Raw genomic sequence first — 26,839 nt, forward strand, 5'->3', positions numbered from 1 at the left:
CTGCGGTTACTTCTTCTTGCCAAAACCGGAGAGACCGCCGGGCAGGCCCATGCCGCCGCCCAAGCCTCCGAGACCACCGGGCAGTCCGCCCTTGCCGCCCATCGCCTTGGCCGCGGCTTCCAGGGCCTTGGGGTCCATCTGCGACGGATCCATGCCGCCGGGCATGCCACCCGGCATGTCGGGCATGCCGCCGCCTTTGCCGAACATGCCTTTCATGGCCTGTTTCAGCATCTTGCCTTTGCCCATCTTGCCCATTTTCTTCATCATGTCCGCCATCTGACGGTGCATCTTCAGAAGCTTGTTGAGGTCAGCGACTTCCATGCCGGAACCGGCCGCAATGCGTTTCTTGCGGCTGGCCTGCAATAGCGCGGGGTTGGCGCGTTCCTTCTTGGTCATGGATTGGATCATGGCGATCTGGCGTTTGACCATCTTGTCGTCAAAGCCCGAATCCTCGACCTGTTTGGCCATTTTGTTCATGCCCGGCATCATCTGCATCATGCCCTGCATGCCGCCCATCTGCTGCATCTGTTCCAGCTGCATGCGCAGGTCGTTCATGTTGAACTGACCCTTCATCATGCGCTTCATCATGCGCTCGGCCTGTTCGGCCTCGATGGTGTCCTGTGCCTTCTCAACAAGGGCGACGATATCGCCCATGCCAAGGATGCGGCCTGCGATCCGGTCCGGCTCGAAGGTCTCGATGGCGTCCATCTTTTCGCCAAGGCCGACAAAGCGGATCGGCTTGCCGGTCACCGCGCGCATCGAGAGCGCCGCGCCGCCGCGACCGTCACCATCCATCCGGGTGAGGACGACGCCGGAGATGCCGATCTTGTTGTCGAACTCCTCGGCCACCTCGACGGCGACCTGACCGGTCAGACCGTCGACGACCAGCAGGGTCTCGCGCGGGGAGACCACGTCGCGGACGTCCTCGACCTCTTTCATCAGGACTTCGTCGATCTGCAGACGACCGGCGGTGTCGAGCATATAGACGTCATAGCCCCCCAGCGCCGCCTGCTGTTTGGCGCGTTTGGCGATATCTACAGGCGTCTGACCTTTGACGATCGGCAGGGTGTCGACGCCGATCTGGGTGCCGAGCACCGCCAACTGATCCATCGCCGCCGGGCGATAGACGTCGAGCGAGGCAAGGAGGACTTTCTTGCCCTCTTTTTCCTTGAGCCGCTTGGCGAGTTTACCGGTGGTGGTGGTCTTACCGGAGCCTTGCAGACCAACCATCAGGATCGGTGCGGGTGGGCTGTCGATCTTCAGCGCGCCGGGGTCGTCCTCGCCGCGCAGCGTATCGACAAGCGCGTCATGCACGATCTTCACGACCTGCTGGCCCGGTGTCACCGATTTGGTGACGGCTTGACCCGTGGCCTGTTCCTGCACCTTCTTGACAAAGTCGCGGGCGACGGGCAGCGAAACGTCGGCTTCGAGCAGGGCCACGCGTACTTCGCGCAGGGCGGTTTTTACGTCATCCTCAGAGAGGGCGCCCTGTTTCGTCAGCCGGTCAAAGACACCAGACAGGCGTTCGGATAGATTTTCAAACATGCCTTCGGCCTCCATTGCCGGTTACGATATGTGCTCCTGATGTAAGGAGCGGTGGAACGAACCTCAATCACCTGCCACCAGATCGCAACCACAGGCACAAACCAATAAGGTTTGCCCCCGCCGTGCTAGAAATGTGGGTGCAAACCAACAAGGTTTGCCCCCACGGGCGCAACGCGCTGGTGGAGGGCGATCCCCGACCCATGCCGAGGACCGGAAGACACGACGACTCCCGGAATTGGCTCTGCCCTACTCTGGGGGCACCTGAGAGTCAAGAAGAAGGGCGCAAGTGCAAATGCGCGGGGGGGTGTGGGGCGTCGGCAGTTTTTCACCGGTGCCCGCCATTTCTGGCGGATCGTTACCCAAAGGTGCATCGGGCATGCAGATTTTCAGATCGTGCCGTTGACCTTGCCCCGCCGCATTTGCTCAAAGCCGGGCTCGGCAAGGAGTTGTAAAGAAATTATGACAAAGGTCCTCATTCTTGGCTGTGCGCCCTATGCGATCGAGGCCGCAGGCTGGCCGGTCGGACTGTTTGATCATGTGGTTGCAATCCATGATGCCTGGAGCATCCGTGAGGACTGGACGCATATGATCCACAGAAGGGACTTTTCCGTGGACAGGAGGCCGGTGCTGTTGGAAGGCGACCAGAAGGTTATCACCGAGGCAGAGTTTTCACCGGTTCAGACCCTTTACGGCGGCGCGCCTTTCACGGGCGGTGGCATGGCGTTCGTGGCGGGATACTGGGTCCTTGCGTCCCTGGCCCCGTCCCGGATCTACTACTTCGCGTGTGATATGGTCGAGCTTGGCGGCGGGCGGCTTTATGAGGGCCAAGACGGGCCGGGTGAGATGCGCCCTGCGCAGCGGGGCGGCGAGAACCTCACCGCCAAGGCGCGTCGGTTGGAGTATTTTGCGGCTCAGGCAGGATGCGGCATCGGCAATCTCAGCCCGTATCGCAGTGCGCTTCCCTATCAGCGTGTGACGCTTGAGGGATTGGATCGCCTGCGCCCCGCATCTGTGTCTCCGCGGGATGCAGAACCGGCGCGGCAACGCGAGCGGCGTTGGGACGCGCCCGCGGCTGTCGGCACGGCTGTGCCGGCCCCTGATATGACCGACATCGATGCTGCTTGGATCAGATGTTTTGCCCCACGGGTTGCCGCAGTCGCCTGAGGTTCGGTCGCAACCGCGTTGCACAGATACCGGGCAATCTGCCAAAAGGGCGGGTGTATGCCTGTTACGGCCCGAATTCCCTGACCTGAAGGAGCGATTATGGACGCGCCGACCGCCGCACCGGATTCTATGCCTCTGTCTTCTGATGCTTTGCTGGCCCAGCTTGACGCCTGGGGGCTGTCTTATACGCTGCACCAGCACGTGCCATTGCGCACGGTCGAAGAGTCCAAAGCGGTGGAGGGCGATTTGCTGGTGCCCGGTGAAACGGCGCTCCGCCTCAAGAACCTCTATCTGCGGGATCGCAAGAAGCGCAATTACCTCGTCTCTCTGCAGCAGGATCGTGAGATCGACCTGAAGGCGCTTGGCGCGCAATTGGGGGTGGGAGGGCTGTCATTTGGGACCGAAGAGCGCTTGATGGAGCATCTCGGCATTCGTCCCGGTGCGGTCACCCCGCTGGCGATGATCAATGGCGCGCCAAAGGGCGTCAGGTTCTTTATGGACGCTGAGGCTCAGACGGCGGATCGTATATATATGCATCCTCTGGTGAATGATCGCACCGTTGCAATGCCGCGCGCGGATTTCATGGCGTTTTGTGAAAAAATCGGCACCACGCCCGAGTGGATCTGATCTGTTTCAAACCTGAGGATTGAGGTGTTGCGCTCCGCGTTGCGGATCGCCGGGGGGGCAGGCCGCGCCTGCGGCGCGGCCTGCCGGGCCCAACGGGACGCGAGCAGCCTGTGGCTGATCGGTGGACGGGCGGGAGCGCCCCTCCTCCACGTTATTGTCACTTATGCGGCCAGTTCTGCGATGGCGTCCTTGGCCTTTTGTACGGACCCTTCGGCGTCAATGGCTTGCTGATCCGCCGCGACGATTTCAATGTCGGTAATTCCGATGAAACCCAGCATGTGCCGCAGGTAGCGGCTGGCGTAGTCGATGTCTGATCCGGCTTCGGTGCCGCCCGATGCAACCGCCAGAATGGCACGTTTGCCCTTCAGCAGACCTTCGGGCCCGGTCTCGGTGTATTGAAAGGTCACACCAACGCGGGCGACCAGATCGATCCAGGCCTTGAGGGTCGTGGGGATGGTGAAATTGTAGATCGGGACACCGATCACCACGGTGTCCGCCTCTTTGAGCTCATCAATCAAGCTGTCCGACAAGGCCAGCGTCGCTTTTTGTTCATCGCTGCGTTGATCGGCAGGGGTGAAGTTTGCGCCAATCCATGCCTCATCCAGCAGCGGCAGCGGCGTCGACAGATCGCGTCGAATAACGGTTTCGGCATTCAGCCGTTCCACCACCTGCGCGGTCAACACGCGGGAAGTGGAGCCGGATTGGCGGGCGGAGCTGTCGATATGGAGTACGGTGTGAGCCATCGTCTTGGTCCTTGTGAGGAGGAAAATTCGTCTGAGGCTCAGAATGGGGATTTGCACATCCGAACACAATTTGTGATATTGAACAAAGTCTGTGCGCATCCGCGCAAATACTTGCAGATATCTTCGCGACGGGGGATCAGGTGGAGAATTGGGACGAAGTGCGCACCGCGTATCAGGTTGCGCGGCTTGGCACGGTGAGCGGTGCGGCAGAAGTGCTGGGCGTGCATCATGCGACGGTCATCCGGCATATTGATGCGATCGAAGCGCGTCTTGGTGTAAAACTGTTCCAGCGCCATGCGCGGGGGTACACGCCGACTGAGGCCGGGCTGGATCTGTTGCGTGTCGCGCAGGCGACAGACGATCAGTTCAGCCAGTTGGTTGGGCGGCTCAAGGGGCAGGGCGACGAGGTGTCCGGCGAATTGGTGGTGACATCCCTGTCCTCCATGGCACCGATGCTGGCGCCCGCGCTGACGGAGTTCCAGCAGATGCACCCGGATCTGGTGATCCGCTATCTGACCGGGGATCGGTTGTTCCGACTGGAATATGGCGAGGCGCATGTGGCCTTGCGCGCAGGGGCGGCACCGGAACAGCCGGACAATGTGGTTCAACCCTTCGTGGGGCAGCGCCTCGCGCTTTATGCCTCGGAAGACTACGTTGCGCGCCACGGCATGCTCAAAGGGCAAGACGATATGGTGAACCACCGGTTCGTTGCCAGTGACAATGAAAACACCCGCGCCCCGTTCGAACGCTGGCTGCGCGCGACCATCCCGGCTGAGAACATTGTGTTTCGCTGTTCGGATGCGGTGGCCGGACATAAGGCCATCCGGGCTGGGGCGGGCATCGGGTTTATCTCCTTGTGGGAGGCAGCAAGCTGCCCGGATCTGGTGATGATGATGGACCCTCGTGATGAGTGGTCGGGCAAAATCTGGCTGGTGACTCATGTGGACCTGCATCGCACCAATAAGGTGCAGAGCTTCGTGCGCTTTTTGAAAGAGCACGCGAAAACCTGGCCACAGTGATGAGCGATATGGATCTGGCACCCATGCGGGGCGGTCTCAGCGACAGCCACAAGGGGCATCTGGCGATGCTGGCGTTCTCGGCGCTGGTGGCGGGGTCGTTTTCGCTCGGCGCGTTGATCGCGAATGAGGTCACGCCTGCGGCTCTGAATGCCGTGCGCTTTGTGCTGGCGGGGATCTTGATCGGCGCGGCTGCGGCCATCGGGCCGGGTCTGAAGTCGCAACATTTCAGCGCGCCCTGGCGCTATGCGCTATTGGGCGGGGTGTTTGCGACTTATTTCGTACTGATGTTCTACGGGTTGAAAACCGCGGATCCGGTGAGCGCGGCGGCGGTATTTACGCTGACGCCGGCCATGAGCGGTGTCTTTGGCTGGCTCTTGCTGCGCCAGATCACCACGCCGCGCATGGCGCTGGCCTTGATGATCGGCGGGGCGGGGGCGCTTTGGGTGATCTTTCGCGCAGATCTTGAGGCTGCGGTCCGCTTTGAGATCGGTCAGGGTGAGGTGATCTATTTCGTCGGCTGTGTGGCGCACGCGCTTTATACGCCGATGGTGCGCAAGCTGAACCGGGGCGAGCCTGCGCTGGTCTTCACCTTTGGGGTGCTGGTCGCCGGGGCGGTGGCGCTGATCGCGCTGGCGTGGCGCGATCTGATCGCCACGGATTGGGCGGGGCTAAAGCCCATCGTCTGGATCGGTCTTATTTATGTGTCGGTCTGTGCCTCGGCCTGTACCTTTGTCCTGCTGCAATTTGCAACGCTGCGGCTGCCATCGGCAAAGGTCATGGCCTATACCTATCTGGTGCCGTCGTGGGTGATCCTGTGGGAGATCGCGCTGGGCAAAGGTTGGCCTCCGGCACTGATCTTTGTGGGGATCGCGCTGACGATCGTGGCGCTCTGGCTGCTGTTGAAGGATGAACACGGTTAAAGACGCCAAGTCTCACTTGGTCCGCGCCGGGCATGTGCCTCACTCGCCGTCGCGGAGCTCTTCTTCGAGAAACCGCTCAAAGGCATCCAAGTTCACCGGCTCAAACTGACCAAAGCCCTGCATCCAGACCGAGGCGGCGCGCAGAGCATCCGGTTGCAGCTTGCACCATTTCACCCGCCCGCGCTTTTCCTGCTGGATCAGACCGGCACGGGTGAGGATGGTGAGATGTTTGGAAATCGCCGCCAGCGACATCTCAAAGGGCTCTGCCACATCGGTGACGGCCATATCGTCTTCGAGCAGCATCGACAGGATCGCCCGACGGGTCGGGTCTGCGAGGGCCGCAAAGACAGTATCAAGAGTATCGCTCATGGGGATATCTCCTAAAGCGCAGGAAGCGGGTCGACAATCCCGAAGCGCATGCGCAAAACGGCGCGGGCGCTATTGAGGGAGAGCTCCATGGCATTGCGGTATTGGGCCATCATCGTGATCCTCGGCATTGGCTGGGGGATGTCCTTTATGTTCAACGCGGTGCTGCTGCGCGAGTTGGCACCCTTGTGGATCTCTGTCGGACGTGTCGGGCTAGGGGCTTTGGGGTGCTGGGTTTTCCTGCTGGCGCGCGGGCGCAACTGGCGCATATCGCCATCGCGCGCGCTGGCGCTGGCGGGGTTTGGGGCCCTGAGTTATGCGATCCCGTTTTCCTGTTATGCGCTCGGGCAGCAGCATATCGCCAGCGGTGTTGCGGGGATCGTCAATGCCTGTACCCCGGCGCTCGCGGTGGTGGTGACCCATTTCTGGCCGGGTGGCGAGCGCGCCAATTGGCGCAAGAGTTTGGGTGTTACGTCCGGGCTGGCGGGGATCGTTCTGCTGTCTCTGCCGATCCTGCAGGGCGGGGAGAGTTCTGCCATCTGGGCGATCCTCGTCACCTTGGGCGCGCCGCTGTGTTATGCCTTTTCGGTCAATGTCGCGCGCCAGTTTCGCGATATGGAACCAGTCGTGCTGGTGGCCTGGGCCTTGACCGGGGCAACAGCCTTTATCCTGCCACTGGCCCTCTGGTCCGATGGGGTGCCGGGCGGGCTGTCCACACAGGCATGGGGGGCGTTGCTGATCATCGGGTTTGCGCTGACCTCTGCCGCCTTCATCGCCATGTACTGGGTGCTTCCGAAGATTGGCCCGACCAATGTCACCCTTCCGACGCTGATCGCGCCCGCCTCAGCGCTGACCTTGGGGGTCTTGGTTCTGGGAGAGCCGCTCGAGATCAGCCACCTGACGGGGCTGTTTGCCATCCTCTTTGGTCTGTTGCTGATCGACGGCCGGCTGTTCCGTCGACGGGTTGCGGCCGCGTAATTTCAAGATCAACCGTTTGGTTGAATATGGGATCTGGCACGTTTTGCTGCAGCCCAGCGGGGCAGGGAGGCAGGGGCAGACCTGCTCTGTCAAATTAAGGTGTTGATATTAAATGATTTCAGCTCACAGAAGCTGCGCGCATTGCGCAATTGACTCTGAGCGGGGGACCGCTTAGCACACCTTCAGATTTCGCGAGAGGAAGCGTCACCTTGATCGACGACGACCAAAAGCAGCGCATGGCGCAGCTGGAGGAGAAACTGGCAGCCGCCAAGAAGGCGCATGAAGAGCCGGAACCTCGCGCGGATGAACACTATTCCATGGCCAATCAGGCCTGGCGGATGGTGACGGAATTGGTGGCCGGTCTCGTGATCGGCCTTGGCATCGGATACGGGCTGGATGTTCTCTTGGGAACGACCCCCATCTTCATGGTGCTGTTCATATTGCTGGGTCTGGCCGCCGGGGTGAGCGTGATGCTCCGCAGCGCACGCGAGATTCAGGACAAACAAATGGCCGAGGCGGAGAAACACGCCGACGCTGACAAAGATGCATGAATGCTGGGCGACGGCCTAAGCGACAGGAGAAGCGGAACGATGGGCAAACTGTTCTTTTACGTAGCTTTGGCTCTGGTGCTCGTATCGGGTCTGGTGTTTGCACCGGAGCACGCCGGACTTGCCATTCACCCGATGGACCAGTTCACCGTGAAGCCGCTGTTTGGCGGTGACCACATCGCCTGGTACACGCCCACCAACGTGACGCTCTGGATGCTGTTTGCCGTGGTGGCGATCATCGGGCTGCTGGTTCTGGGCTCTTCGAACCGCGGCATCGTGCCCTCGCGCGCGCAGTCGGTTGCGGAACTGGCCTATGGGTTCATCTACAAGATGGTCGAAGACGTCACCGGCAAGGACGCGGTGAAGTTCTTCCCCTACATCATGACGCTCTTCATGTTCATCGTGACCGCCAACTTCCTTGGCCTGATCCCGATGTCCTTCACCACCACTTCGCATTTTGCCGTGACCGCGATCCTGGCGATGCTGGTCTTCGTGACCGTGACCATCACCGGCTTCGTGCTGCATGGTGCGAAATTCCTCGGCCTGTTCTGGGTCAGCTCCGCACCGCTGGCGCTGCGTCCGATCCTGGCCATAATCGAACTGATTTCCTACTTCGTGCGCCCCGTCAGCCACTGCATCCGTCTTGCAGGTAACGTGATGGCCGGCCACGCGGTTCTGAAGGTGTTCGCAGGTTTTGCTGGCGCGCTGGGTGCCGGTGCCTTCCTGCCGATCTTTGCCATCACCGCGGTCTACGCACTCGAAGTTCTCGTGGCCTTCATTCAGGCTTACGTGTTCACCATTCTGACCTGCGTCTATCTGAAGGACGCGCTGCATCCGTCCCACTAAGGGCAGGCTGCTGGTCTGAACGACTACCTCAACTTCCAATCGTAAGGAGATATCAAATGGAAGGCGATCTCGCATACATCGGCGCTGGCCTGGCTGGCATGGGTACTGGTATTGCTGCTCTGGGTGTTGGCAACGTTGCTGCTAACTTCCTGGCGGGCGCTCTGCGCAACCCCTCCGCGGCTGCTTCCCAGACCGCAACCCTCTTCATCGGCATCGCATTTGCAGAAGCTCTGGGCATCTTCTCGTTCCTGGTTGCTCTGCTCCTGATGTTCGCCGTCTAAGACTCCGGAACACTTTTTCCTTACGGCCGGGCGGAGTGCCAATCGCGCCCCGCCCGGTGTAACGGCAAGTTCCATAGGAGGACGACATGGCATCTAATACGCATGACGCAGGTCATGGAGCTGCCGAAGCGGCGCACGGATCTTCCGGCATGCCGCAGCTGGACTTCTCGACCTACGGAAACCAGATCTTCTGGCTTCTGGTCACGCTTGTCGTGATCTATCTGATCCTGTCGCGCGTCGCGCTGCCCCGTATTGCAGCCATTCTGAACGAGCGTCAGGGCACTATTACCAACGACCTCGCCGCGGCTGAAGACCTGAAGGCCAAAGCTGTCGAGGCCGAAAACGCTTATAACAAGGCTCTGGCCGACGCCCGCGCGGAAGCGCAGCGCATCGCCGCAGAGACCCGTGCCGAAATTCAGGCCGAGGTCGACGAGGCAATCGCAAAGGCGGATGAGGAAATCTCTGCGAAAGCAGCGGAATCCGAGAAAGCCATTGCCGAAATCCGCGCCACCGCGCTGGAAAGTGTCAAAGTTGTTGCGACCGATACCGCATCCGCTCTGGTCACGGCTCTGGGTGGCAAGGACGACGCTGACGCTGTTGCGGCGGCTGTCGCCAAACGGACGGAGGGCTAAGACCATGCGTGCAACTCTTGCAATTGCTCTGACCCTCGCAACCGCATCTCCGGCCCTCGCTGCTGGCGGTGGCTGGAACCTCGGAAACACCGACTTTGTTGTTGTTCTCGCCTTCCTGCTGTTCATTGGCATCCTGCTCGCTGCCAAAGTGCCGTCCCTGATCGGCAAACAGCTCGACAATCGCGCAGACAGCATCAAGTCGGAACTGGAAGAAGCCCGCGCGCTGCGCGAAGAGGCCCAGACCCTTCTGGCCTCCTACGAGCGCAAGCAGCAGGACGTCCAGGCACAGGCGGAGCGCATCGTCGCCAACGCCCGTGACGAGGCCGCTGCAGCTGCGGAACAGGCCAAGACCGACCTCGCGGCGTCCATCGCACGCCGTCTGGCTGCCGCGGAAGAGCAGATCGCATCTGCGGAAGCCTCGGCCGTCAAAGAAGTGCGTGATCGTGCGATCGCCATCGCCGTCGAAGTTGCCGATCAGGTGATTTCGAAGCAGATGACCGCCGCCGACGCAAACAAGCTGATCGATGCAGCGATCCAGGACGTGGACGCGAAACTGCACTGAGCAGCTGTACATGTGACAAGCAACAGGCCCCGGGGATGCTCCGGGGCCTGTTGCGTTCGTGCTGTATGAAGTTTTTATGAAACCGTGATTTTCCCGATGACCGGTTAACCTTCTTGTGTGACATCAGGTAAATGGAAGACATAGACGTCAAGGCTTGCCCATGTTCCACTCTCGCCCCCTGCATCTGAAGCAGACACGGCCACCCGGGAATGGTGATCGCGATGACGGCGCCCTGGTGTCTTTCTGCGGATTTGGCGCAGCTGTTGGTGGTAAACCGGTTCTGCGCGACCTGACTTTCGATCTGATGCGCGCAGAGGTTCTTGGCCTCATCGGTCGTGCCGGAGCGGGCAAGACGGCGCTCCTGCGGGCGATGTGCCGCCTGCTTGACGAGGATCGCGGCATCGTCACCACAGGACGCATTCTGTTCGATGGTGAGGATATTCATCGGCGGTCGTGTGATCTGCCGACATTGCGCCGGCGTCTGGCCTATATGCCCCAGGAGGCAAATCCGTTTCCGGTCTCGATCTGGGACAATATCGCCTATGGGGTACGGTTGAACCGGGTTGCCACCACCGCGCCTGCGATTTCCGAAGTCGTTGAGGGCGCCCTGCGCCGCTGCTTGTTGTGGGATCAGGTCAAGGATCATCTGCACAGTCTGCGGGGCACCGATCTGCCCATTCACCAACAGCGCCAGCTCTGTCTCGCCCGGAGTATCGCCATCCAGCCGCAGGTGCTGCTTCTGGACCGCCCGACCGGGTCGATCGACCGGATGGAGCTGGAGATGCTGAACCGTCTGGTGATGGATCTGAAGCGGGACTACACCCTCGTGATCGTGACCGCCTCGCTCACCGAAACGGCACAGGTTGCGGACCGGGTGGCGTTCCTTGACGAGGGACAGCTGGTGGAGATCGACACCGCAGAGATGATGTTTACGGCCGCGTTGCAGCAGCAGACCCGTGATTTCATCAACAGCACCGCGATGTAAGCGCCCCTAGCGGTTGCGTTCATGCTCCAGCCGTTGCGCTGCGATTTCCGCATTGCGATCCGCGCGGATCTGTTCCTCCAGCGCCTGTTTGACATAATCCAGATGCGCTTCGACTGCGGCTTTGGCTGCGGTGGCATCGCGGCTCTGCAGGGCCGCGTTGATCGCCCTGTGCTGCTCCAGCAGGGCCTCATAGGTGGTGTGCTGACCGAACATGATCCGCCGGTTGTAGAACACTCCTTTTCGCAACATGTCGAACATCGAACGCATCATGTGCAAGAGCACCACATTATGGCTCGCTTCGAGGATTGCGGAATGGAATTGCGCATCGAGTTCGGCCGCAGCCTCGGAGATGCTCGGGTCCCCCGCAAGCTCCATCTTGTCGAAGATCTCCTGGATCACGCCGAGGTCGGCGTCGGAGCCAAACCGCGCCGCTCGTTCTGCGGCCATGCCTTCCAGATCCCGACGAAACGACAGGTAGTCAAACACCGCCTCATCATCGCTGGCAAAGAGCTGTATCAGCGCCGGCGAAAACGCCGATCCCAGCACATCGGCCACATATACGCCGGATCCCGCGCGACTGGCCAATAGGCCGCGGTCCTGAAGCTCTGCCAGTGCATCGCGCAGCGAGGGGCGCGACACGCCCAGTCGCTCCGCCAGTTCCCGTTCAGACGGCAAACGCTCCCCCGGGCACAGGATGCCCCGCAGGATCAGTTTCTCGATCTGGCGCACGACTGCGGCAGAGAGCTTTTCGGGCTGAACTTTCTGAAAGGGCATGGGGTCTCGAAGGGCAGCGATTGGTCAAATCATATGACCACCAACCGAGACCGCCTGCAAGATCACGATGGTTGAAATAATAGGTCAGCAGTATTGACTTGTTTTGACCTCTTCGGTCAGGTGCAACCAAAGAATTGAAAGGAAGTAACCCAAATGAGCAAAACTGCGCAATTTGCGAAACGAATGAACCGCATGAAAGCTTCGGAAATTCGCGAGCTGCTCAAGCTGTTGGATCAACCGGGAATGCTGTCCTTCGCCGGAGGGATCCCGGATCCGGCGCTGTTTCCTGCCGAGGCCTTCGCCGACGCGTTTCAAGACGCGCTTTCGCCAGAGCATCAGGCCCAGTCTCTTCAGTATTCCGTGTCAGAGGGGTATCTGCCCCTGCGGCAGTGGATTGCAGCGCATATGGCCGGGCGCGGGATTCCCTGCGCGCCCGAGAATGTCCTCATCACTTCCGGTTCGCAGCAGGCGCTGGACTACCTTGGCAAATTGTTCCTCGATCCCGGCGACACGGCGCTTGTGGGGTGGCCCACCTACCTCGGGGCGTTGGCGGCCTTCAACGCCTATGAGCCACGCTACAGCCCCCTGCGCGCGGGCGAGAATCAATCCCCTGCCGCATATGCCGCAGCGGCCGAGGCCGCAGGCGGCCGGGTGAAGTTTGCCTATGTCAGCCCCGATTTTGCAAATCCCACGGGCGTCACCATGACCCGGGCCGAGCGGCTTGCGGCGCTGGACATGGCCACATCTCTGGACGCCGCTCTGATCGAGGATGCCGCATATCAGGCGCTGCGCTATGACGGTGAAGAGATCCCGCCGATCCTGGCGCTCGAATTGGCGCAGAACGGTGGCGACCTCGAGGCATGCCGCACCATCTATTGCGGCACCTTTTCCAAGACCCTGTCACCCGGGCTGCGGGTCGGTTGGGTTGTCGCAGCAACGCCGGTGATCCAGCAGTTGGTGCTGATGAAACAGGCCGCCGACCTGCATTCGGCCACCATCAACCAGATCGCAACACATCAGGTTGCCCAGCAGCATTTCGAGCCCCATGTTGCCAACCTGCGCGCGGTCTATGCGCGCCGTCGCGACGCCATGCTGGCCGCGCTCGCGGAGCATATGCCAGAAGGCGTGACCTGGACCCGGCCCGAGGGGGGGATGTTCATCTGGGTGACCCTGCCGGCCGACGTGGACGCGGCGCGCCTGTTGGAGCAGGCGCTGGAACAGGAGAAGCTTGCGTTTGTGCCCGGACAGGCGTTCTTTGCGGATGGATCGGGCCAGAATTGTTTGCGCCTGAGTTTCTCCAATAGCAATGAGACTACGATCGCGGAGGGTATGGCGCGTCTGGGCCGAGTGTTGCGCTCGGCGCTGTAAAACCTGGTTATCCACAAGATATGGTGGGGTCACCTGCTTCAAAGTGCCGATTTTGCGTCACGTGCCGTTGACACTCGGCCTGCAAGCCTGATGTGATTTCTGGCAACGGAATCACCAGAAAGGGCGATCTTGCGTTTTTCCAAACTCAGGCTCAACGGCTTCAAGAGCTTTGTCGATCCCACCGACCTGATCATCGCCGATGGTCTGACGGGCGTTGTGGGGCCGAATGGCTGTGGCAAGTCGAACCTGCTGGAGGCGTTGCGCTGGGTGATGGGGGAGACCCGTGCCAAAGCCATGCGCGGCGGTGGCATGGAGGACGTGATCTTTGCAGGCACGGCCTCGCGGTCGGCGCGCAACTTTGCAGAGGTCAGCCTGCAGATCGACAATTCGGAGCGGCTGGCGCCGTCGGGTTTCAATGACGCGGACCAGCTCGATATTGTGCGCCGGATCACGCGCGACGTCGGCTCCGCCTACAAGGCGAATGCCAAGGATGTGCGGGCCAAGGACGTGCAGATGCTCTTTGCCGATGCCTCCACCGGGGCGCATTCGCCCGCACTGGTGCGGCAGGGGCAGATTTCCGAGCTGATCAACGCCAAGCCAAAGGCGCGCCGGCGGGTGCTCGAAGAGGCAGCCGGGATCTCGGGCCTGTATCAGCGCCGGCACGAGGCCGAGCTGAAGCTGAAGAACACCGAACAGAACCTGCTGCGTGTCGATGACGTGATCGAGCAGCTGGCGACGCAGTTGGGGCAGCTCGGACGTCAGGCCAAACAGGCGCAGCGCTATCGCGAGATTGGCGAGAAGCTGCGGCTGGCCGAGGGTATGCTGCTCTATCGCCGCTGGCGCGAGGCCGACGATGCGCGGCTTGCGGCAGAGGACGAGCTGCGCACCCGCGTCAGCCAGGCCGCCAAGGCGGAGGCGCTGGCCCGCGTCGCTGCCGAAAAACGGGCCAGCGCCGAAGAAGGTCTGCCCCCGCTGCGCGAAGAAGACGCCATCGCGGCTGCCGTGTTGCAGCGGCTGGTGGTGCAGCGTGATGCGCTGTCGGACCAGGAGGCACAGGCGCGGCAGAATATTGAACGTCTGAACAGCCGCATCCAGCAGCTTGGCAACGACATTGAGCGCGAAGCGGGGCTGAACAAGGACGCCGGTGAAACGATCGAGCGGCTGGAGTGGGAAAAGCGCGAACTGGCCAAGGCGGGTGAAGGACACGACGAGCGTATGACGGAGGCCGCCGAGGTGGCTCAGGAATCCACGTCGATCCTGCACAACGGAGAAGAGCATCTTTCGCAGGTGACGGAGGATGTCGCACGTCTCGCCGCCCGCCATCAGTCTGCGCAACGTCTGGTCGAGGATTGCCGTCGCGCGCTGGAGCGTGCCGAAGGCGAGGGCGCGAAATCACGTGCTGCGCAGGAGGCGGCGCGCGAGGCCCTGACGGCCTCCGAAGCCAGCTATGAGGCCGCCGTCGAGGCTGAGGAAGAGGCCCGCGAAGCCGCCGAAATGGCAGAAGACGCGCTGGCCGAAGCCGATGAGCTGCGTACCGAGACCCAGTCGCAGGAAACCGAAGCGCGCGCCAAACGCTCTGAGGCCGAGGGCGAGTTGGGCGCGCTGCGGGCCGAGGTCACGGCGCTTGCAAAGCTGGTCGAGCGTGACACCGCCGAGGGCGGCCAGGTCATGGATGACCTGCGGGTGACACCGGGCTATGAAAAGGCCCTCGGGGCTGCGTTGGCCGATGACTTGCGCGCACCGTTGGCGCGCAGCGATGGGCCGACGGGCTGGCTGACCCTGCCGTCCTATGAGCGGGATGCGCCGCTGCCGGATGGGGTGGAGCCCTTGGGCAAATATGTGGACGGCCCAGATGCGCTCTGGCGCCGGATTGCCCAGATCGGAGTCGTTGACCCGGACGAGGCGGCGCGTTTGCAGCCGCTGTTGCAGCCGGGGCAGCGACTGGTGACGCTGGAGGGCGATCTCTGGCGCTGGGATGGGTTCCGCTCCTGGGCCGAGGATGCGCCCTCGGCGGCGGCGATGCGGCTGGAGCAGATGAACCGGCTGGAGGCGCTGAAGCAGGATCTGGCCCATGCCACCGCCCGCACCGAGGGCGCGCAGGCCGCGCATGAGGCGCTGGTGCGCAAGCTCGAAGAGGTCACGCGCGCCGACCAGGCCGCCCGTCAGGCCCGCCGCGCTGCCGATCAGCGTGTCGCCGATGCCGCCCGCGCCCTCAGCCGTGCGGAGGCGGAGAAGAACCTCGCCGAAGGCAAGCTGGAGAATTTTGGCATCGCGGTGGCCCGCCACGAAGAGGATGCGCTGACGGCCTCCCTGCAGTTGAAGGAGGCCGAGGCCGCGCAGGCAGCCCTTGGGGATCTGTCCGAGGCGCGCGCCAAGGTCGAAGAGATCAAACACGGCGTCGAAGCCGCGCGGATCACCATGCTCACCCATCGCTCGGCGCTGGACGAATTGCGCCGCGAGGGGGAGGCACGGACCAAACGCGCGCAAACCGTGACCAAGGAAATCTCCGGCTGGCGGCACCGACTGGACTCCGCGGGCAAGCGGATTGCCGAGCTGGAAGAGCGCCGCGAGGCCAGTCAGGAGGAGCTTGAGGACGCGATGGCGGTGCCCGGCGAGATCGCCGAGACCCGCGAGGAGCTGAACGAACAGATCACCGATGCGGAAGCGCGCAAGGCAGAGGCATCGGATGCGCTGGTCGCCGCCGAAGCGGTGCTGCGTGAAGCGGTCCATAACGAGCGCGAATGCGAGCGCCTGGCGTCTGAGGCGCGGGAGGCGCGGGCCCGGTCTGAAGCCCGCACCGAGGCCGCCCGCGAAACCGTGGAGGCCACCGCCGAGCGCATCGACGAGGTCATGCAGATGGAGCCTGCGGAGCTGCTGGAGCAGCTACAGGTCGCCCCCGAAGACATGCCCAACGCCGAAGAGCTGGAAATCGAGGTGGCGCGCCACAAGCGTCAACGCGATGCGCTTGGCGCGGTGAACCTGCGGGCCGAAGAGGACGCCCGCGAGGTGCAGGAAGAGCATGATACGCTGGTGGCGGAAAAGCTCGATCTGGAAGAGGCGGTAAAGACCCTGCGCGCGGGCATTGCCTCGCTCAACCGCGAAGGGCGGGAGCGCCTGCTGACCGCCTTTGAACAGGTCAACAGCTCCTTTGCGATGCTGTTCACGCATCTGTTCGGCGGCGGCGAGGCGAACCTGCTGATGGTCGAAAGCGACGATCCCCTGGACGCTGGTCTGGAAATCATGTGCCAGCCACCGGGCAAGAAACTGTCGACCCTGTCGCTTCTGTCGGGCGGTGAGCAGACCCTGACCGCGATGGCGCTGATCTTTGCGGTGTTCCTGTCGAACCCGGCACCGATCTGCGTGCTCGACGAGGTTGACGCGCCGCTGGACGATGCCAATGTCACCCGCTTCTGCGATCTGCTCGATGAAATGTGCCGCCAGACCGATACGCGGTTCCTCATCATCACCCACCACGCCGTCACCATGGCGCGCATGGACCGCCTGTTTGGCGTGACGATGCAGGAAAAAGGCGTCAGCCAGCTGGTGTCCGTGGATCTGAAAAAGGCCGAGGCGCTGGTGGCCTGATTAAAGCGCGTTCAGCAGATCCGGTGTGGGCCAGGCATCCGCCGGCAGGCCCAGGCGCTGTTGTTCCCTTTGCACGGCGAGCCGGGTATTGGCGCCCAGAATACCGTCCACATCCCCCACATCATGCCCGCGGGCTTGCAGGCGGCGCTGGAGTTCCTTCATCTGGTCACCTGACAGGCCCTGCTCGGAATCGCCGGCATTGTAGACCTGCGCGCCTTCCAGCCGTGTGGCAAAATAGGCGGCGGTCAGGACATAGGTAAAGCTCTGGTTCCACTCGAAATAGATGTCGAAGTTCGGATAGGCGAGAAAGGCCGGCCCCTTGTGGCCTTGCGGCAGCAACAAGGAGGCTTTGGCCTCTTTCATCGCAAATCCACCGGACCGCGGCACAACGCCCATCGCATCCCACTCGGAGACGGTTTTCTTATGCGCAGGTCCGGAGGCGGAGACATCCATGCCGGCGGGGATGGTGACCTCTTGCAGCCAGGGCTCATTCGCGCGCCAGCCCAGATGAGACAGCATCCGCGCGGCCGACATCAGCGCATCGGCGGCAGACGTCTTGAGCGTGACATGCCCGTCGCCGTCCGCATCCACCCCGTGTTCGAGGATATCGCTGGGAAGCATCTGCACCATGCCGATTTCGCCCGCCCAGGCACCGGTGGTGCGCGCGGGATCAAAGTCGCCTTTGCGATACAGCTCCAGAGCCGAGAAAATCTGCGGGCGGAACAGCTCCGGGCGGCGGCAGTCATGGGCGAGGGTCACCAGCGCGTCGCGTGTGTTGAAATTCCCCTGCACGGCACCGTAATCGGTTTCGAAGGCCCAGAAGGCCAGGAGCACGCCGCGGTCGATGCCATAGGTCGTCTCGATGCGTTCGAAGATCTTGTCGAATTCCTCGCCCTTGCGACGCCCGCGGATCAGCCGGTCCTGAGAGATCAGACGGCGCGAGAATTCAATGAAGGGTTTCTGGAAGACGCCCTGGGAGCGGTCCGCGCGCAGCACGCTCTGATCCTGGGACACGCCCTTGAAGAAGTCGTTGACAAGATTGATCGCGTAGCCGGCAGAGACCGCCTCGTCCTTGAGGCCGCGCACGAAATTCTGGAAACCGCCTCCGCATTGGGCTGCGACAAGGCTCGGGACGCTCAGCAGGGCGATCAGGGCGGTGCGGTGCAGGACCGCTTTGGGGCTCGGCAGCACGCGCATGGCCATATGTCCTTTGGTCGGATCGGTTTCGCGCTAACGGTATCTAGAATAGCAGCCCCAATGCAACCACTAGAACAAGTGTCAGCCCCCAGGATTTCCAAAGAATTTCGCAGCAGCGCGTGATGTCATGGGCGCCGGCGCTCTTGGAACCGGTTTCATTGACCCAGGCAAAGTCGCGCACCGCGCCATCATAGGATCGCGGCCCCGCCAGTGCCACGCCAAGCGCGCGCGCCATCGCTGCCTCGGGCCAGCCCGCGTTGGGCGAGCGATGCTTGCGCGCATCGCTGCTGATCATGCCCCAATCCCCTGTCCGGCGGGTGACGATGGCCAGCAACAGGGCGCTCAGCCGGGCCGGGATGATGTTCAGCACATCGTCCAGCCGCGCCGCCGCCCATCCGAATTCCTCATAAGCTTCGGTGCGATAGCCGATCATGCTGTCGGCGGTGTTGACCAGTTTATAGATCAACAGCCCCGGCAGGCCGGCGACGAGGAACCAGAAGGCCGGCGCAACAACCCCGTCGGAGAAGTTTTCCGCACCGCTTTCGATCGCGGCGCGTGCCACCTGCGGCCCCGTCATGCTGGCCGTATCGCGGCTGACGATCTGTGCAACCGCCGTGCGCCCGTCGGTCAGGCTGTGCCGAAGGCCGGCGGCCACCGCACCGACGTGATCGGTCAGCGACCGCTGCGCGATCAGGACGGCAGCGATCAGGACGCTGACCACCGCACCGAGCCAAGACAGTATCCAGCCAAGGAGCAGCCCGGTCAGGACCAGCACGCACACGGCCATGACACCCTTGCCACGCTTGCCTTCTCCATCGTTGAACCCATCATCCAGCGCCTGCACAAGCCGCCCCATCAGCACTGCCGGATGCGGAATGCGGGACCACAGCCATTTCGGCTCTCCCAGGGCGGCGTCGATAAGCAGGGCAGGGATCAGCAGCGCGGCGGTGCTCATGTCAGGGCGGTCTCCAGTTGGCTCCAGCGGGACATCGGCGGCAGGCCAAGGCGCAGGAAGCGGGTGGAATAGGGAAAGATGCGGCTCCAGATCCGGGCGCGGGCGAGGCGGTCCTGCCAGGCCTGCGCATCCCCCACGTCATAAAGCCGGAACAGGTCGGTGCCGCCAACGGTCTGAGCCCCGGCCTGTTGCATCAGCTGGTCCAGCCGCGCGGCGGCATCGGCCAGCTCCAGCCGGGTGGTGGTGGCCCAGTCGGGATCGTTCAAGGCGTGTGTGGCAATGCGCAGGGCCGGGCCGGAGACCGCCCATGGCCCCATGGCGGCGCGCAGACCTGCGATCAGTTCCGGATCACCAATGGCAAATCCCAGCCGCAGGCCAGCCAGCCCCCAGAACTTGCCAAAGCTCTTGAGGATCACCGTACCGGGGGTGGTGGCGCGGGCGATCAGGCTCTGATCCGGGCAGATGTCACAAAAGCTTTCATCGATGATGCAGAAGGGCGCGTTGACCTCTTCGGGCATCCAGAGACGGCCATCCGGGTTGTTGGGATGAACCACCACCTGTGCCTCGGCCGGGCCGGTGTCGAGGATCTGCCAGCCGCTTTGGTCGAAGGCGGCAGCGTGTTCATTGTAGGTCGGCGTGCTGATGCTGACGGTGCGGGCCGGGCGGAGTGCGGGCAGACGCGCGATCAGGGCGGAGGCCCCCGGCGCTGCAAGAATATCCGCCTCGTCCGGGACCTGCCAGAAGCGGCGGGCCGCGGCAATCAGCGCCTGCTGCGCATCGGCGTCGGGCAGGGCAGTCCAGTCCTCCGCCAGCAGCGGCGGGAGCGGATAGGGCGACGGGTTGATGCCGGTGGAGAGGTCGATCCAGTCTCCGCGTTGCCCGCCGAAGCGCGCGATGGCGGCGGCCAGGTTGCCGCCGTGGTCTCGCACCGAAGCCTGATCCGGCAGGGCGGTCGCCGGGGCGCTGTCTTCGGCGCTGGGGGGGCTGTCTGACATGGCGGAGCGGTCTCTATTCACAGGGTCTCGGGACGATATGCCTCTGACGCCTGCATAAAGCAAGCGCGGCGGGATCCTCCGCCGCGCCTTGTTCGCCCCCGCTGTTAGCCGCGTCCGTGCGGGGCGTCCCAGTCCAGCACCGGGTTGATCGGCAGGATCCGGTGCGGATTGATGGTGTCGTGGCTGTAATGATAGTGGCGCACGATATGCGGCATCACCACGGTCTCTGCCACGCCCGGCATCTGGTAGAGTTCCCGGGTATAGGCCCAGAGGTTGGGGTAGTCGATGATCCGGCGCCGGTTGCATTTGAAATGCAGGTGGTAGACCGGATCGAACCGCACCAGCGTGGTAAACAGGCGCCAGTCGGCTTCGGTCAGCGTATCGCCCATCAGATAGCGGTGCTGGCTCAGGATGTCCTCCAGCCAGTCGAGGCTGTCGAACAGCGGTCCTACAGCTGCGTCATAGGCCTCTTGCGATGTGGCGAACCCGGCCTTGTAGACGCCGTTGTTCACGGTGTCATAGACCCGGGCGTTCACCGCCTCGATCGGCTCACGCAGCGCCTCGGGCCAGAAATCGCGGGTATTGCCGGTGATGTCGTCAAAGGCGGAGTTGAACATGCGGATGATCTCCGCGCTCTCGTTCGAGACGATGGTGTTTTCCTGCTTGTCCCACAGCACTGGCACCGTCACACGGCCGGAGTACTCCGGGTCCGCCTTGGTGTAGATCTGGTGCATGTAGTCAAACCCGAAAAGCGTATCGCCGGTTGCGCCCGCCTCGTCGGTTTTGAACTCCCAGCCTTTGTCGAGCATATCGGGATGAACGACAGATACCGATATGTGATCCTCCAACTCTTTCAGCTTGCGAAAGATCAGCGTGCGATGTGCCCAGGGACAGGCGTAGGAGACATAGAGGTGATACCGCCCGCTCTCTGCCTTGAACCCGGTCTGACCCGCCGGGCCGGGGCTTCCGTCCGCGCTGAGCCAGTTGCGAAATTGCGATTCGGAGCGCTTGAACGCACCTCCATGCGATTTGGTGTCATACCAGACATCGTGCCACGTGCCGTCGACCAGCAGTCCCATGATCAGCCCTTTCTTTCCTCGGTTGCTGAGAAGGATAGGGGCGCGGGCGAAGCTCGACCACCTGTGTCGTTGCGCAGCGTCCCTGCGCAGCCGCACAGGTGCCGAGGGGATGGGCAGAGCCCGTGGGGGCGGAGGTTCAAAGCCAGGACGCGGCATGACCACAACACTCACATCGGCTCAACGGAACATGCGGTGTATTCACTTGATTTTAGCCAATTTGACGTCACCCTGTAGATCGGTCCTCGTGAGCCGGAGGTTGAGACCATGACCACATATGTACCTAAATCCGTGCAGGATGCGCTGGACAAGGCGCGCCTCCAGGGCCTGAAGAAGAAGAATCGTCTTCGCGTGCACGCGGGCGAAGAGATTTATCCGGTGCTGCGTCAATGGGAGAGCGGGTTTTCGGTGGAAGAGGAAACCGTTCCGCAATTGCGCGGCCTTGTGGATCTCTACGATGGCACACGTCACCTGTCACAGTGCCTGATCGTTGCGTCCGAAGCGGAGGCGGGCGAGATGCGCTATGAGTTCAAGCGCGCAACCGCCGCTGCGGAAACGGCGCCGCTGGATTTCTATCGTGCACCCGATGCGCCAGTTGGATTGTTGGGACACGACCACCTGGGAGACAGCTGACACCTCAGCGTACTGGGGGAGTGGGATGCAAGGGGGGAGGCTCCCGCCCATTGGCGCCACGTCCTTTCAGGACCTGACATCAATAGTTGGGCCCCGCGCGCTGCGCGCCCGGTACGGGCGCGCAGCGCGCGAGTCGCTTCGGGCAAAGCCCGAAGCGAAACACCTCAATAGTACCGTTGGCGTATGCATTTGGCTTGGGAGTGCGCAAAACGTGGCGGTCCGTTTTCAGGAACCGAAGCCAGTAGCCTCCGACAGAGACAAGGCCCCGCCGGAGGCTGTGTGTTTTGCCACGGCCCTGTAACTGAAGATCGGCAATCCCGTCGGCGACCCTGGCCAGTCTTTCGGGTGATCGCGCCAATGGCATAAACGCCGTCGAACTGTCGCCCAGCCGCAGCATTCATCCAACAACGGGTGACTGCCGTGGAACCGGTTCTCTCGATGGTCACCCGCCCGGTGAGTTCACTGCAAATCGGCAAAGGCCTTTGCCAGTCGCTCGCACGCTTCTTCCACCCGAACACGCTGGGTGCCGAGGTTGAAGCGCAGGAAACTCTCGCCGCCGGTGCCGAAAGTGGTTCCGTGGTTGACGGCAATCTTGGCCACCTGTTCCACCCGGCGGGTGAATTCCTCCCGCTCCATACCGGTGCCGGAGAAGTCGACCCAGGCCAGATAGGTGGATTGCAGCTCCATGGAACTCAGGCCGGGGATCGCATTCACCGCCTCGTCAAACAGGGCCTTGTTGGCCGCCAAATAGGGCACCAGCTCCGCGACATAGGACGCCCCGTCGGGCGAGTAGGCGGCCATGGTGGCAAACTCGCCAGCGGTGTTGCCTTGCAGGTAGATTGCCAGCATGCGCCGACGGAAACGCTCGCGCAGGGTCTCGTCCTGGATGATCACCTGGCCGGTGTGCAGGCCGGCAAAGTTGAATGTCTTCGACGGCGCAGTCAGCATGATCAGCCGATCTGCAATGTCGGGGGCGGCCACTGCCATCGGGATGTGGGTATGGCCCTCAAACACCAGGTCGTGGTGGATTTCGTCGGAGATCAGCATCAGGTCGTGGCGCTTGCAGAAGTCGGCAACACCCTGCAATTCCTCCTGCGTCCAGACGCGCCCGCCGGGGTTATGTGGCGAACACAGGATCACCATCCTTTCCCTGCCGGTCATCTGCGCGTCATAGGCGGCAAAGTCCATCTTGTAGGCGCCGTCTTCCTGCACCATCTGGCATTCCACCACCTCACGCCCGGCAAGGCGGATCACCTTGGCAAAGGCGTGGTAGACCGGGGTGAACAGCACGATGCCGTCGCCTTCATTGGTGAAGGTGTCCAGACACATGCCGACACCGTTCACCAGCCCGGTGGTGGTAAAGATCGCATCGGCATCGACGCGCCAGCCATGGCGGTTCTCCATCCACCACTGAATCGCCCCCTTGTACTCGGATTCGCAGTTCACGTAGCCATAGATGCCGTGATCGGCCATCGCCCGCATCCGCGCCGACACCACATCCGGCACCGCAAAATCGGTATCCGCTACCCACATCGCCAGACCGTCCTCGGGGGACACACCATAGAGGGGCTCCATCATGTCCCATTTGATGGAATGGGTGTTGCGGCGGTCAATGATCTTGTCGAAATCCATGAAACTCTGTCTCCGTCATGTTTGGCGGGAGGCTAGGGGATCACGCGAGCGCTGCAAAGCCCCTCCAATGTGCTGGTACAAACACAGGGCAGCACGCCGCCGACCGCAGGAACGGACATGAGCCGTTGCGGCGCTGCGGGGATTGTCCTAAAGCGATGGGCCATGAAACGCCCGATCCTGATCCATCCCGACCCGCGTCTGAAAAAGACCGCCGCCGAAGTGCCCGATCTCTCTGACGATCTGCGCCAATTGGCGGACGACATGCTTGAAACCATGTATGCCGCGCCGGGAATCGGTCTTGCCGCGCCGCAGATCGGCGTGCTGGATCGCCTGATCGTCCTTGATTGCGTCAAGGAAGGCGAAGGCGATGCGCGCCCGCTTGTGATGTTCAACCCGCGCGTCATTGCTGCCTCGGACGAGACCAATGTCTACGAGGAAGGCTGTCTGTCGATCCCCGAGCAATACGCCGAAGTCACCCGGCCCCGGGTGGTGGATGTGGAATGGCTCGACCGCGACGGCAACCTCCGGAGCGAGACCTTCGATGGTCTCTGGGCCACCTGCGTGCAGCATGAGATCGATCACCTCGATGGTAAGCTGTTCATCGATTATCTGAAGCCGCTGAAGCGTCAGATGATCACGCGCAAGATGCAGAAGCTGAAGCGCGAACGCGCTCGTGGCAACGGATGAGCCTGCTGCCCATCGTCCGGTGGCCCGATCCGCGACTGGCGACAGTCTGTGCCCCGGTTCAGGCGGATGAGGACCTCTCCACATTGATCGCGGACATGCTGGAGACGATGTATGACGCGCCGGGGCGCGGTCTTGCCGCACCGCAGGTAGGCGTCCTGAAGCGCCTTTTTGTGATGGACGTGGACTGGAAGACGGGCGCGCGCACCCCGGTTGTGATGGTGAACCCGGAAATCCTCTGGCGTTCGCAGGACGTCGCGCCGGGAGAGGAAGGGTGTCTCTCGATCCCCGGTGTCCTGACGGAGGTGATCCGCCCCGTGCAGATCCGTGTCCGCTGGCAGAACACCCAGGGCGAGAGCTTAGAGGGCGGTTTTGACGGATTTGCGGCGCGCTGCATCCAGCACGAATACGATCACCTCGACGGTCGCGTGACCTTTGACCATTTATCGGCTGCGGACCGTGACGCCGCCGAAGCCCGCTATTGCGCGCAAAAGGAGGCTCTGCCATGACCATTCGCCCCTGCCTGCCCTGGCCCGACAAGCGTTTGCGCACTGCCGCAGAAGAGGTGTCGGAGATCACCGATGAGATCCGCGCCATCTGGGATGACATGATCGACACGATGGAGGCGATGCCCGGGGTCGGGCTCGCAGCGCCCCAGATCGGGGTGATGTTGCGGTTGGCGGTGGTGGATGGCTCCTCGGAGCGGGGACGCGCTGTTCGGCTGGCCAATCCCGAGATATTGCACGCTTCGATCGAGCTGCGCGAGCATGACGAAGCCAGCCCCAACCTGCCCGGCGTGTCAGCCCGGATCACGCGCCCGCGTGCGGTCACCGTGCGGTTTCTCAATGAAAACGGGGTGGTGGACCGTCGCGATTTTGTCGGGATCGAGGCCACGTCGGTGCAGCATCAGATCGATCACCTGAACGGCAAGATGTATTTTGACCACCTGTCCCGGATGAAGCGCGACATGCTGATCAAGAAGGCCCGCAAACTGGCGCGTTGAACCGCCTCGGGTCCGCGTTCGTGTCAGAGGGTTTCGTTCTGCGACCCGGCCTGCCCGGCAGGGGCAGGCTGAGACTGGCGCGCGCATGCGCGTCCGCTCTGGTCCCGCTTGACCACCTGCGCTAAGCCTGTTGCCAGTAGCGAACAAACGGCGCGAAAGGGCAGGGTCATGCGGGTTATCTTTATGGGAACACCGGAGTTTTCGGTGCCGGTGCTGGAGGCGCTGGTCTATGCCGGTCACGAGATCGCTGCTGTCTATTGCCAACCCCCGCGCCCGGCCGGCCGCGGCAAGAAGGACCGTCCGACACCGGTGCATGCGCGCGCCATCGAGCTGGGTCTGGAGGTGCGCCATCCGGTTTCCCTCAAGGGTGCGGAAGAGCAGGCGGCATTTGCAGCGCTCGATGCGGATGTGGCCGTGGTGGTGGCCTATGGGCTGATCCTGCCGCAGCCCGTTCTGGATGCGCCCCGGTTCGGGTGTCTCAATATCCACGCCAGCCTGCTGCCGCGCTGGCGCGGGGCCGCGCCCATCCATCGCGCCATCATGGCGGGCGATGCGCGCACCGGCATCTGCATCATGCAGATGGAGGCGGGGCTCGACACCGGGCCTGTCCTGCTGCGTCAGGAAACGGAGATTGGCGCTTTGGAGCTGACCTCTGAGCTGCATGACCGGCTGTCCGAAATCGGGGCGGGATTGATCGTCGAAGCCCTCTCGACCCTGCCGGATCTGGTGCCGGAGGAGCAGCCGGTTCAGGGCGTCACCTATGCGACCAAGATCGACAAGGCCGAGGCGCGGATCGACTGGCAGGCACCGGCAACCGAGGTGGATCGCAAGATTCGCGGGCTGTCGCCCTTTCCCGGGGCGTGGTGCGAGGTGGAGGGACAGCGGATCAAGGTGCTGGCCTCGCGGGTCGCGCCGGGCAGCGGGGAGCCCGGCACGGTGCTGGATGAAACCCTGACCGTGGCGTGTGGCGATGGCGCTGTGGAACTGCTGCGCCTCCAGCGGGCCGGGAAGGGTGTACAGGACCGGGAGACCTTCCTGCGCGGGTTCCCGATTGCCATCGGGGTGCGGCTGGCACCGAAGGAGGATGGGGCATGATGCTGGCGCTGTTTGGAACAGTGGTGATCGCCGGGATCGTTGGCTATGCGGCGGAACGCAGCGGGTTCACCCACAACGGGATCATCCAGTCGATCATCATTTGTGTTGGCGGAGCATTCCTGTTCTTCTTTCTGCGGCTGATGTTCGGCATCGGCTTTCACGCGCCGGGCTGGAATGCCGTGTTGTCGTCGGTGGGGGCGCTGATCATCGTGCCGTTTCATTGGCGGCGTTGACTGTATTCGGGGCCTGCTGTTCAGGCTGGCTCCCTTCAGACGGTCAAAGACGGGCCGGAAAGAAAGGCAGAAGAATGTCGGTTGTTTTCCTGATTATCATCGGCGCGGCGGCGGGGTTCCTCGCCACGCGCATCATGCGTATCGAGACGGATGTCATCACCACGATTTGCATCGGCATGGCCGGAGCCCTGATCGGGGGGCTGGTGCTGCGCACCCTGCTGGCGGTCATGGGTCTGCTTGCCGGGTTGGTGGGGGCCGTGTTGGGCGCGCTTGCGTTGATCTATCTGTGGCAGAAAATTCAGAACAGGTGAGGCCCCGGATGCGGGGGACGCCTCTGCTCCGGCGGTAAGGTGTTTCGCTTCGGGCTTTGCCCGAAACGACCAGCGCGGCGGC

29 protein-coding genes are annotated in these 26,839 nt (G+C 62.6%); 20 read left to right on the plus strand and 9 right to left on the minus strand.

Annotated features, from left to right (window positions below):
• Window positions 1-6: 6 nt before the first annotated feature.
• Window positions 7-1,545 carry a signal recognition particle protein gene (ffh, locus tag MHM88_RS13350; protein ID WP_239365937.1) on the minus strand — a complete coding sequence of 513 codons (1,539 nt, stop codon included), beginning with the start codon at window positions 1,543-1,545 and terminating at the stop codon, window positions 7-9.
• A gap of 459 nt (window positions 1,546-2,004) precedes the next feature.
• On the opposite strand from ffh, the gene MHM88_RS13355 reads away from it, so the two are divergent.
• Window positions 2,005-2,709, plus strand: coding sequence for a hypothetical protein (locus MHM88_RS13355; protein ID WP_239365939.1), 705 nt, complete (start codon window positions 2,005-2,007; stop codon window positions 2,707-2,709).
• Window positions 2,710-2,808: 99 nt separating this feature from the next.
• On the plus strand, window positions 2,809-3,336 hold the full coding sequence (locus MHM88_RS13360) for a prolyl-tRNA synthetase associated domain-containing protein (RefSeq protein ID WP_239365942.1): 528 nt from the start codon (window positions 2,809-2,811) through the stop codon (window positions 3,334-3,336).
• Between the two features lie 161 nt (window positions 3,337-3,497).
• Here the strand turns inward: MHM88_RS13360 and MHM88_RS13365 are convergent, their stop codons facing one another.
• Entirely contained in the window at window positions 3,498-4,079 is a 582-nt protein-coding gene (locus MHM88_RS13365) for an FMN-dependent NADH-azoreductase (protein WP_239365945.1), read from the minus strand.
• A gap of 140 nt (window positions 4,080-4,219) precedes the next feature.
• Between MHM88_RS13365 and MHM88_RS13370 the strand changes: the two genes are divergently transcribed.
• Complete coding sequence (locus MHM88_RS13370) at window positions 4,220-5,098, plus strand: LysR family transcriptional regulator (RefSeq protein ID WP_225261621.1); 879 nt, start codon at window positions 4,220-4,222, stop codon at window positions 5,096-5,098.
• Complete coding sequence (locus MHM88_RS13375; RefSeq protein ID WP_239365948.1) at window positions 5,098-6,018, plus strand: DMT family transporter; 921 nt, start codon at window positions 5,098-5,100, stop codon at window positions 6,016-6,018. Before MHM88_RS13370 ends, MHM88_RS13375 begins: the two co-directional genes overlap by 1 nt.
• A gap of 39 nt (window positions 6,019-6,057) precedes the next feature.
• Here MHM88_RS13375 and MHM88_RS13380 read toward each other — a convergent pair whose 3' ends face one another.
• Window positions 6,058-6,387 carry a helix-turn-helix transcriptional regulator gene (locus MHM88_RS13380; RefSeq protein ID WP_005636424.1) on the minus strand — a complete coding sequence of 110 codons (330 nt, stop codon included), beginning with the start codon at window positions 6,385-6,387 and terminating at the stop codon, window positions 6,058-6,060.
• An 87-nt stretch (window positions 6,388-6,474) separates the two neighbouring features.
• Here MHM88_RS13380 and MHM88_RS13385 point away from each other — a divergent pair, with 87 nt between their 5' ends.
• The 7 genes from MHM88_RS13385 (at window position 6,475) to MHM88_RS13415 (ending at window position 11,216) form a co-directional block, all read left to right on the plus strand.
• The gene (locus MHM88_RS13385) at window positions 6,475-7,362 is read left to right on the plus strand and encodes a DMT family transporter (RefSeq protein ID WP_239365951.1); all 888 of its coding nucleotides are present in this window, start codon (window positions 6,475-6,477) and stop codon (window positions 7,360-7,362) included.
• Between the two features lie 209 nt (window positions 7,363-7,571).
• Window positions 7,572-7,913, plus strand: a complete 342-nt coding sequence (locus tag MHM88_RS13390) for an AtpZ/AtpI family protein (protein ID WP_239365954.1) — start codon at window positions 7,572-7,574, stop codon at window positions 7,911-7,913.
• Between the two features lie 39 nt (window positions 7,914-7,952).
• Window positions 7,953-8,756, plus strand: coding sequence for a F0F1 ATP synthase subunit A (locus MHM88_RS13395; protein WP_239322584.1), 804 nt, complete (start codon window positions 7,953-7,955; stop codon window positions 8,754-8,756).
• A gap of 56 nt (window positions 8,757-8,812) precedes the next feature.
• Window positions 8,813-9,037 (plus strand): F0F1 ATP synthase subunit C, encoded by a 225-nt coding sequence (locus tag MHM88_RS13400; RefSeq protein WP_005636439.1) that lies wholly within the window; start codon window positions 8,813-8,815, stop codon window positions 9,035-9,037.
• 86 nt (window positions 9,038-9,123) lie between these two features.
• Window positions 9,124-9,669, plus strand: a complete 546-nt coding sequence (locus MHM88_RS13405) for a F0F1 ATP synthase subunit B' (RefSeq protein ID WP_239322585.1) — start codon at window positions 9,124-9,126, stop codon at window positions 9,667-9,669.
• Between the two features lie 4 nt (window positions 9,670-9,673).
• Window positions 9,674-10,231, plus strand: a complete 558-nt coding sequence (locus MHM88_RS13410; protein ID WP_239322586.1) for a F0F1 ATP synthase subunit B — start codon at window positions 9,674-9,676, stop codon at window positions 10,229-10,231.
• Between the two features lie 160 nt (window positions 10,232-10,391).
• Window positions 10,392-11,216 carry a phosphate ABC transporter ATP-binding protein gene (locus MHM88_RS13415; protein ID WP_239365969.1) on the plus strand — a complete coding sequence of 275 codons (825 nt, stop codon included), beginning with the start codon at window positions 10,392-10,394 and terminating at the stop codon, window positions 11,214-11,216.
• A gap of 6 nt (window positions 11,217-11,222) precedes the next feature.
• Here MHM88_RS13415 and MHM88_RS13420 read toward each other — a convergent pair whose 3' ends face one another.
• Window positions 11,223-11,990: a FadR/GntR family transcriptional regulator gene (locus MHM88_RS13420; protein ID WP_239322588.1), complete on the minus strand. Its 768-nt coding sequence runs from the start codon at window positions 11,988-11,990 to the stop codon at window positions 11,223-11,225.
• Window positions 11,991-12,143: 153 nt separating this feature from the next.
• Here MHM88_RS13420 and MHM88_RS13425 point away from each other — a divergent pair, with 153 nt between their 5' ends.
• On the plus strand, window positions 12,144-13,358 hold the full coding sequence (locus MHM88_RS13425) for a PLP-dependent aminotransferase family protein (protein ID WP_239365971.1): 1,215 nt from the start codon (window positions 12,144-12,146) through the stop codon (window positions 13,356-13,358).
• 129 nt (window positions 13,359-13,487) lie between these two features.
• Entirely contained in the window at window positions 13,488-16,943 is a 3,456-nt protein-coding gene (locus MHM88_RS13430) for a chromosome segregation SMC family protein (protein ID WP_239365973.1), read from the plus strand.
• Here the strand turns inward: MHM88_RS13430 and MHM88_RS13435 are convergent, their stop codons facing one another.
• From MHM88_RS13435 to MHM88_RS13450, 4 genes are all read right to left on the minus strand, one after another.
• Window positions 16,944-18,140, minus strand: a complete 1,197-nt coding sequence (locus MHM88_RS13435) for a lytic murein transglycosylase (protein ID WP_239365975.1) — start codon at window positions 18,138-18,140, stop codon at window positions 16,944-16,946.
• A gap of 43 nt (window positions 18,141-18,183) precedes the next feature.
• Window positions 18,184-19,095 carry an adenosylcobinamide-phosphate synthase CbiB gene (gene cbiB, locus MHM88_RS13440; RefSeq protein ID WP_239365994.1) on the minus strand — a complete coding sequence of 304 codons (912 nt, stop codon included), beginning with the start codon at window positions 19,093-19,095 and terminating at the stop codon, window positions 18,184-18,186.
• Window positions 19,092-20,090, minus strand: a complete 999-nt coding sequence (locus MHM88_RS13445) for a threonine-phosphate decarboxylase (RefSeq protein WP_239365996.1) — start codon at window positions 20,088-20,090, stop codon at window positions 19,092-19,094. Before MHM88_RS13445 ends, cbiB begins: the two co-directional genes overlap by 4 nt.
• Window positions 20,091-20,194: 104 nt before the next feature.
• Entirely contained in the window at window positions 20,195-21,169 is a 975-nt protein-coding gene (locus MHM88_RS13450) for a glutathione S-transferase family protein (RefSeq protein WP_239365998.1), read from the minus strand.
• A 264-nt stretch (window positions 21,170-21,433) separates the two neighbouring features.
• Between MHM88_RS13450 and MHM88_RS13455 the strand changes: the two genes are divergently transcribed.
• On the plus strand, window positions 21,434-21,799 hold the full coding sequence (locus tag MHM88_RS13455) for a hypothetical protein (RefSeq protein ID WP_239366000.1): 366 nt from the start codon (window positions 21,434-21,436) through the stop codon (window positions 21,797-21,799).
• A 459-nt stretch (window positions 21,800-22,258) separates the two neighbouring features.
• Here MHM88_RS13455 and MHM88_RS13460 read toward each other — a convergent pair whose 3' ends face one another.
• Window positions 22,259-23,431, minus strand: a complete 1,173-nt coding sequence (locus MHM88_RS13460) for a MalY/PatB family protein (protein ID WP_239366002.1) — start codon at window positions 23,429-23,431, stop codon at window positions 22,259-22,261.
• Window positions 23,432-23,593: 162 nt separating this feature from the next.
• On the opposite strand from MHM88_RS13460, the gene def (MHM88_RS13465) reads away from it, so the two are divergent.
• The 6 genes from def (MHM88_RS13465) to MHM88_RS13490 all read left to right on the plus strand — a co-directional run bounded on the left by def (MHM88_RS13465) (window position 23,594) and on the right by MHM88_RS13490 (window position 26,757).
• Window positions 23,594-24,118, plus strand: a complete 525-nt coding sequence (def, locus tag MHM88_RS13465) for a peptide deformylase (protein WP_239322597.1) — start codon at window positions 23,594-23,596, stop codon at window positions 24,116-24,118.
• Window positions 24,115-24,624 carry a peptide deformylase gene (gene def, locus MHM88_RS13470; protein WP_239366004.1) on the plus strand — a complete coding sequence of 170 codons (510 nt, stop codon included), beginning with the start codon at window positions 24,115-24,117 and terminating at the stop codon, window positions 24,622-24,624. Before def (MHM88_RS13465) ends, def (MHM88_RS13470) begins: the two co-directional genes overlap by 4 nt.
• Window positions 24,621-25,118: a peptide deformylase gene (def, locus tag MHM88_RS13475; protein WP_239322599.1), complete on the plus strand. Its 498-nt coding sequence runs from the start codon at window positions 24,621-24,623 to the stop codon at window positions 25,116-25,118. Before def (MHM88_RS13470) ends, def (MHM88_RS13475) begins: the two co-directional genes overlap by 4 nt.
• 168 nt (window positions 25,119-25,286) lie before the next feature.
• Entirely contained in the window at window positions 25,287-26,213 is a 927-nt protein-coding gene (fmt, locus tag MHM88_RS13480; protein WP_239366006.1) for a methionyl-tRNA formyltransferase, read from the plus strand.
• On the plus strand, window positions 26,210-26,446 hold the full coding sequence (locus MHM88_RS13485; protein ID WP_239322601.1) for a hypothetical protein: 237 nt from the start codon (window positions 26,210-26,212) through the stop codon (window positions 26,444-26,446). The genes fmt and MHM88_RS13485 overlap by 4 nt, the downstream gene beginning before the upstream one ends.
• Before the next feature lie 74 nt (window positions 26,447-26,520).
• Complete coding sequence (locus MHM88_RS13490) at window positions 26,521-26,757, plus strand: GlsB/YeaQ/YmgE family stress response membrane protein (RefSeq protein ID WP_239322602.1); 237 nt, start codon at window positions 26,521-26,523, stop codon at window positions 26,755-26,757.
• Window positions 26,758-26,839: the final 82 nt, after the last annotated feature.

Source organism: Epibacterium sp. MM17-32 (genome assembly GCF_022348205.1).
Lineage (GTDB): Bacteria > Pseudomonadota > Alphaproteobacteria > Rhodobacterales > Rhodobacteraceae > Epibacterium.